This window comes from Aestuariivirga sp., from assembly GCF_044239095.1.
Lineage (GTDB): Bacteria > Pseudomonadota > Alphaproteobacteria > Rhizobiales > Aestuariivirgaceae > Aestuariivirga.
Genome location: NZ_JBIICB010000257.1, coordinates 1 through 6,318 on the forward strand (window position 1 = coordinate 1; position 6,318 = coordinate 6,318).

Annotated in this window: 7 protein-coding genes; 2 read left to right on the forward strand and 5 right to left on the reverse strand. The window is 63.3% G+C overall.

Annotated elements, in window-relative coordinates; genetic code table 11:
• Window positions 1–4 precede the first annotated feature (4 nt).
• The gene (locus ACILRA_RS18375; protein ID WP_395663519.1) at window positions 5–169 is read left to right on the forward strand and encodes a helix-turn-helix domain-containing protein; all 165 of its coding nucleotides are present in this window, start codon (window positions 5–7) and stop codon (window positions 167–169) included.
• A 163-nt stretch (window positions 170–332) separates the two neighbouring features.
• Window positions 333–1,667 carry an amidohydrolase family protein gene (locus ACILRA_RS18380; protein ID WP_395663513.1) on the forward strand — a complete coding sequence of 445 codons (1,335 nt, stop codon included), beginning with the start codon at window positions 333–335 and terminating at the stop codon, window positions 1,665–1,667.
• 135 nt (window positions 1,668–1,802) lie between these two features.
• Here the strand turns inward: ACILRA_RS18380 and ACILRA_RS18385 are convergent, their stop codons facing one another.
• The 5 genes from ACILRA_RS18385 to ACILRA_RS18405 form a co-directional block, all read right to left on the reverse strand.
• The gene (locus ACILRA_RS18385) at window positions 1,803–2,012 is read right to left on the reverse strand and encodes a cold-shock protein (protein WP_395663514.1); all 210 of its coding nucleotides are present in this window, start codon (window positions 2,010–2,012) and stop codon (window positions 1,803–1,805) included.
• A gap of 209 nt (window positions 2,013–2,221) precedes the next feature.
• The gene (locus tag ACILRA_RS18390; RefSeq protein ID WP_395663515.1) at window positions 2,222–4,324 is read right to left on the reverse strand and encodes an alkyl/aryl-sulfatase; all 2,103 of its coding nucleotides are present in this window, start codon (window positions 4,322–4,324) and stop codon (window positions 2,222–2,224) included.
• A gap of 103 nt (window positions 4,325–4,427) precedes the next feature.
• A complete protein-coding gene (locus tag ACILRA_RS18395) occupies window positions 4,428–5,471 on the reverse strand; it encodes an HD domain-containing phosphohydrolase (RefSeq protein WP_395663516.1) in 1,044 nt (347 codons plus the stop codon).
• Window positions 5,468–5,647: a hypothetical protein gene (locus ACILRA_RS18400; RefSeq protein ID WP_395663517.1), complete on the reverse strand. Its 180-nt coding sequence runs from the start codon at window positions 5,645–5,647 to the stop codon at window positions 5,468–5,470. Before ACILRA_RS18400 ends, ACILRA_RS18395 begins: the two co-directional genes overlap by 4 nt.
• Before the next feature lie 263 nt (window positions 5,648–5,910).
• On the reverse strand, window positions 5,911–6,318 hold a 408-nt coding region (locus tag ACILRA_RS18405), incomplete at its 5' end, for a hypothetical protein (protein ID WP_395663518.1).

Consider the following 6,318-nt stretch of genomic DNA (forward strand, 5'->3'; position numbering starts at 1 on the left):
CACCGTGCAGTGCTCGCATGAGGAACTCGCCGCCATGTGCAATCTGTCCCGGCAGACGATCGCGGACGTACTCGGGCGGTTGGAGAGGAAGGGGGAGGCGGAACTGGGTTACCGCTCGATCAGGCTCCTCAATCCGGAGTCCCTGCGGCGCGCCGTCGATGGTGAATGAACGGCTTCGGATCGTGCTTCTTCATTTCTCTCGGGATGGGCAGGAGAATTGAAGTCGAGAAACTGAGCAAGATGTTTTGAATAAAGAGACATTATTTCTTCACAACTGATGGCATTTGCGTGCAAAATGCCCTCTTGCCAGCGAGAAAACAGGAGTGACGGCGATGCTGAGAGTGTTCATTCTTGCCGCTTGTGCGCTGCTGACGGCCGCTGCCGCTGCCGCCCAGGAACCAGCCGAAGTCCTGTTCCGTGATGTGCGGGTGTTCGATGGCACGTCCGAGGCGCTCACCGCGCCCACCTCGGTCCTGGTGCGTGGCAACAGGATTGCCGCAATCGGTGCCGAAGTCTTGCCCACGGCACAGGACGCCACCATCGTCGAGGGTGGCGGACGGACGCTGATGCCCGGCCTGATCGATGCCCACTGGCACACCATCCTCGTTCGGCCCACCCCGGAAGAGGCGATCTACGGAGATCTGGGCTTCACCACGCTCCTTGCGGGCGTGGAGGCGCGGGCGACGCTCATGCGCGGCTTTACCACGGTGCGCGACATGGGCGGCCCGAGCTTCGGCCTGAAGCAGGCCATCGACCTCGGCATCATCGAAGGCCCGCGCATCTGGCCATCGGGCGCGATCATCACGGTGACGTCTGGCCATGGCGATTTCCGGATGGCCTCCGAACTCCCGCGGGACGGGTCGCGGCCCCTTTCGCGCATGGAGCAGATCGGTGGTTCCATGGTTGCGGATTCGCCCGACATGGTGCGCCAGCGCGTGCGCGAGCAGTTGATGCTTGGCGCCAGCCAGATCAAGCTGACGGCGGGCGGTGGCGTGGCGTCGCCGCACAGCCCGCTCGATGTCTCGACTTTCACGCTGGAGGAGCTCAAGGCAGCTGTCGATGCCGCTGGCAACTGGGGCAGCTACGTCACGGTTCATGCCTATACGCCCGCCGCCGTGCGCCGGTCGATCGATGCCGGGGTCAAGGTCATCGAGCATGCGCATCTGATTGACGACGATACGGCGAAATACATGGCTGAAAAGGGAGTGTGGCTCTCCACCCAGCCTTTTCTTGCCGAGGAAGGCTCGCCCTTCAGGCCTGGCTCGATCCAGTACATCAAGCAACAGGCTGTCATGAAGGGCACGGATGTCATCTACCAGCTGGCGCGGAAACACGGCATCAAGACCGCCTTCGGCACCGACGTCTTGTTCTCGCAGGAGAAGGCCGCGCGGCAGACGGTTCTATTGTCGGCCCTGACACGCTGGTTCAGTCCGGCGGAAGCACTTCGCATGGCCACGGCGACCAATGGTGAGTTGCTGGCACTCTCCGGCCTCCGCAGCCCTTATGAGGGCAAGCTCGGCGTCATTGAGACGGACGCGCTGGCCGATCTTCTGCTGGTCGATGGCGACCCTCTCGCCGATATTCGCCTGATCGAGGATCCGGAGCGCAATTTCCTCGTCATCATGAAGGATGGCAGGATCCACAAGAACAGCCTTGCGGCCAAGTGAGGCCGGCGAGCGCGGTCTTGCGTATTCAGTCCTCCAAACAGAAACGCCGGCCCTCGAGGGCCGGCGTACCGTCCGGAACGTTCCATGTCGCGCTGCCAGTACATCCGTGGCTTGCGCGGGGTTTGGTTCCTTGATTTATTCCGCCGAAAGGCGGTCGGCGGAAGACTTACCGGTCCGGCGGTCGCTGACCACCTCGTAGGAGACCTTCTGTCCTTCGTTGAGGCTGCCGAGGCCGGCGCGCTCCACCGCGCTGATGTGGACGAATACGTCCGGACCGCCCGAGGACGGCTGGATGAACCCGTAGCCCTTCTGGGCGTTAAACCACTTCACGGTACCTGTCTGCATAGTCTGTATTCCCTGGTCATGATGTCAAATGCACGAAAGCGCGCGTGCAATGAAGCACGTGTTGCGCCGATCGATGTTCTGGGTGTGAAGGAGATGGGCGAGTGCACTTGATCCAAGCGCGGGCACCAAGCCAACCGGCCGAAACTCGACGAAGCTCAGATAGGCCTCCTCCAAGCGCATTACAAGCAAATAAATGAATTTTTTTCTCGCTACTCTGGTATCGCGCTGCCGGTGTCAGCCTCGAACGGTTCATGGCTGGCCATGCTGACCGGTGCCGCGGTGCCGGGGAAGATCTCGAAGCGGGGATCGAAATCCACCATGGTCGCCGCGAGCTTCATCAGCAGGCTGGCATCGCCGGCGATCTGTACCTTGCCGCCCGCCACCTGGCTTTCCAGGGTCTCGGTCCCCATCATCAGCTGTTCGAGGTCCGCGCGGTTGACCGTCATTGCCACGTCTGGCTTGTCTGCCTGGTATCCGGCGATGTTGGTGAGCGTGGCGCTGCGCAGTTCGATCAGGAATGTCTCACCGGTATCGGGCGTTGAGAGGTTCATGGTGAACGCCAGCCCCTCCGCCTTCCGGCTGTCCATGCGGATGGCAAGGAAGTTCAGGAAGAGCTCCGTCGACATGGCGCGGATGACATCGGGTGAGGATGAACTTGCCGTCTCTCCCGTCGGAATGCCGTTGCGCAGTTCATAGGCGCCGGAGAGGAAGCTGTTGCGCAGGCCGGGGTTCTCCTGCTGGTAACCGAGCTGCTCGAAGACATCGGCGAGCAGTTCACGCGCGGCCTTGTTGGCAGGTTCCGCCAGCACCAGCTTGTTGAGGATCTCGCTGGCGATCATGTAATCGCCGGCATCATGAAGCGCCTGGCAGCGCGCAATGATCTTTTCGGCCCCGCCCATCATCTCGACATAGACCGGGGCCGAGGCCTCGGGCGAGAGCGGGATGAGCGTTGCCGGATTACAGTCCCAGAAGCCGAGAAACCGCTGGATCACGCCGCGCGCATTGTGTTCGGGCGAACCGTGATAGCCGCGGCAGTGCCATTTCTGCTGCAAGGCCTGCGGCAGCTGGTAGATGTTGTGCACCTGGTTGATGGTGACGCCCTGGTTGGCGAGGTGCAGCACCTGGTTGTTCATGTGGGCATAGAGGTCGCGCTGGTCGCGCAGCACTTCCTGGATGCGCTCATTGCCCCAGCGCGGCCAATGGTGCGAGGCGAACATGACCTCGGCCTCTTTGCCGAAGCGATGAAGCGACTCGTTGATGTATCTCGACCAGCGCAGGGGATCGCGCACCTGCGCCCCGCGCAGCGTATAGATGTTGTGAAGCGTCGCCGTGACGTTCTCAGCCATCCACAGCGCCTTCAGGTCCGGGAAATAGGTGTTCATCTCGCGCGGGGCTTCGGTGTTCGGCGTGTTCTGGAAAATCATCCGCACGCCATCGACCTCGAACTCCTCGATGGGTTCGGACACCATCCGGGTCGGCGCGATGAGACCTGACGTACCCGCCGAGATCTTGTGCCCGAGGCCCTGGGTGACGAAGCCATGCGGTGCGACCGGCAGTAGCAGGCCATATTGGTAGAACAACCGCCGGTTCATGGCGTTGCCCGCGAACACGTTCTCGGACACGGTGAAGTCCATGAAGTCCACGGGTGCGATGACCTGCACCTTGCCGGATGCCAGGTCCTCGTCCTTGATGTCGAGGCCGCGTACGCCGCCCCAGTGGTCGCCATGCGTATGGGAATAGATCACCGCCGTGATCGGCCGGCCTTCGCCCACTTTTTCCTGGAACAGCCTGGTGGCAGCGCGCACCGCCTCAGCGCTCACCAGCGGGTCGAACACGATCCAGCCGGTCTTGCCACGCACGAAGGTGATGTCTGACAGATCGACGCCGCGCACCTGATAGATACCGGGGATCACTTCATAGAGGCCATAATTGTTGTTCAGCCTGGCGATGCGGAGCATGGACGGGTGGATGCTGTCGAATTCCCTGTCCTCGTTGAGGAACTGAAAGCGCTCCATGTCCACGGCGTCATGGCCTGCGTCAGCCTTGATCCGGAGGTCGGGCATCGCTGCGATGAAGCCCTTGTTCATCTCGTCGAAGTCGCGGGTATCCGCGAAGGGCAGGCCCTGAGATGACTTCTTCAGGGCGGCGATAGTATGGGCGGACGGGGCCTTGCCCTTGGGGTCGAAGTGGCCTGCAAGCGGTGTGCCGCTCTGGGCGCGGGCCGGGCTTGACTCGAGCAGGCTCTGTCCGGCGACTGCGAAAGCCGCGCTGGCGGCTGAGATGGTGCTGATGAAGTCGCGTCTCGTGGTCATGGTTTTGTCCTTTTCCACAAAGAATTGCCCAGATTATATCATACGCCTTCTATCTCAATCGTCCAGCAACAAGGCTGCGTGGCTGTCTGCGTTTGTTTCCTCGTCAGGCTGCGTCAGCATCCTCATGAAAATCGGGCATCAGTGACATGATCGATTCCACGTCCTCGCGGCCAGCCTCGAAGGCTGCGATGCAGGAGGGGTCGAACTGGGTTCCTGCATTCTCGTAAAGATAGGAAAATGCATGTTGCACGGACCATGCCCGCTTGTAGGGGCGCAGGCTGGTGAGTGCGTCGAAAACGTCCGCCACCGCCGCGATGCGGCCCGCGAGCGGGATCTGCTCGCCCTTGAGGCCCTGAGGGTAGCCCGTGCCATCCCATCTTTCGTGGTGGGTGAGCGCGATCTCGGCGGCGAGCCTCAAAACGCGCGTCTGCCCGGCAGACAGGATCGCATGGCCGATGCGCGTATGCTCTCCCATGTGCCGCCTCTGCTCCTCGCTCAGGAAGCCGCGGTTCTGCAGCACGTCGTCACGCAGGCCCACCTTTCCGATATCATGCAGCGGAGCGGCGAGGCGGAGGTCTGCGCAGGACTGATCGGGCAGGCCGAGTTGACGCGCGATGATGGCGCAGTAGCAGGCCACGCGAATGGCATGGAGTGGCGTTTCGCGGTCTTTGTAGCCGGCCGCGCGGGCGATCGCGCTCACCATTTCCTCTTCCACGCTGCGCGTGCCGCCGCCGTCCGGCTCGGTTAGGCTCTCTCCGGCGGCTGCGGGCCGGCGCGCCAGTGCGGTCAAGCGCGTCTTGAACTCCATGGGTTTGATCGGTCTGCTGAGGACGTCGGAGGCGCCAGCCTTGAGGGCGTTGCCGCGGATGGCGGGGTCGGTGCCTGCCGCCACGGCCACGATCGGCTTGGCCGAGAGCCGGCTGTGCGACCTGACATTGCGTGTCAACTCGGCGCCGCTGAGGCCGGGCATGTGCCAGTCAAAGACCGCGACATCGAATTCGACGTCGCCGAGACGGCCGAGAAACGCCCGCGGATCGCTGAACAGCTGCGTTACGCAGTTGGGCAGCTTGCGGGCCAGCATGTCCATCAGTGCAAGGTTCGTGCGATCCTCGTCAACGATCACGATCGAGAGCGCGCCGCTCATCATGCGGCCCTCCGGGCAACCGGGCCGATGGGCGTGGTGGTGCAAGCGAATGCTGCAGGCGAGAGTGGCGCTACTGCGGGAACAAACCGCAGCAGGCCGTGGGCAGCGGCAAGCTCCTCAAGGTGGTTCGGGGTCGACGCCGGAGACGTCATGTGATGGACGGCAATGATCAAGGTCACGGTGTGGCCTCTTGATTGTCTGGCGAGCGGGGCGCTGCGCAGGTGAGCGCGCGCACGGATACCGCAGCGGTGGTTTGAAGCTGCCTGATGCCGAGGCTTAGCGGCGGGTGGTGCGGCGTGATGCCCCGGCCATGAAAGGAATGGCCGCCACCGGCGGTTCCGGAACACTGCCATGAACCGGTTATGGGGTTCCCAACGGCGCGGCTGCAATTGCGGTCTCTGGTGTGGCAGGGTGGTAACCACGCCAGCTGGGCGGTGAGGGGTCATGCGGCAAGCCCCGCCGTTGCGAGCCAGATGGCGAGGAAACCCAGCCAGCCGGCACAGACCCGGCGCAGCACCGGCATCATCGTCAGCCCGCCGCCCGCCAGGCTGCCGAGCCCGGTCCACACCGCCGACACCGCAAGGAGCGTGGCCAGGAAGGTTGCCGCAGCGAAGGGCAGGGAAGGCTGGGAGGGCAGCAGCACGAGCCCGATGATGAGGCCCTTGGGATTGCAAAGCGTCGTGGTGAACAGCTTGAGAGCGCCCTTCTGCTCCGGTCCCATCGCCTCGCCCGTGGGCAGCCGCCAGAGCTTGACCGCGAGATAGGCGACCCAGGCCGCGGCGATGAGCGTCACCGTGAGGCGGAGCGTGCCGGCGTCCGCCAGCAGGCTCTTGCCGGCAAGTGCCAGCGG

Coding starts and splice junctions, on each gene's coding strand:
- ACILRA_RS18380 (WP_395663513.1), top strand. CDS start 333: ATGCTGAGAGTGTTCATTCTTGCCGCTTGTGCGCTGCTGACGGCCGCT.
- ACILRA_RS18390 (WP_395663515.1), bottom strand. CDS start 4,324: ATGACCACGAGACGCGACTTCATCAGCACCATCTCAGCCGCCAGCGCG.
- ACILRA_RS18395 (WP_395663516.1), bottom strand. CDS start 5,471: ATGATGAGCGGCGCGCTCTCGATCGTGATCGTTGACGAGGATCGCACG.
- ACILRA_RS18385 (WP_395663514.1), bottom strand. CDS start 2,012: ATGCAGACAGGTACCGTGAAGTGGTTTAACGCCCAGAAGGGCTACGGG.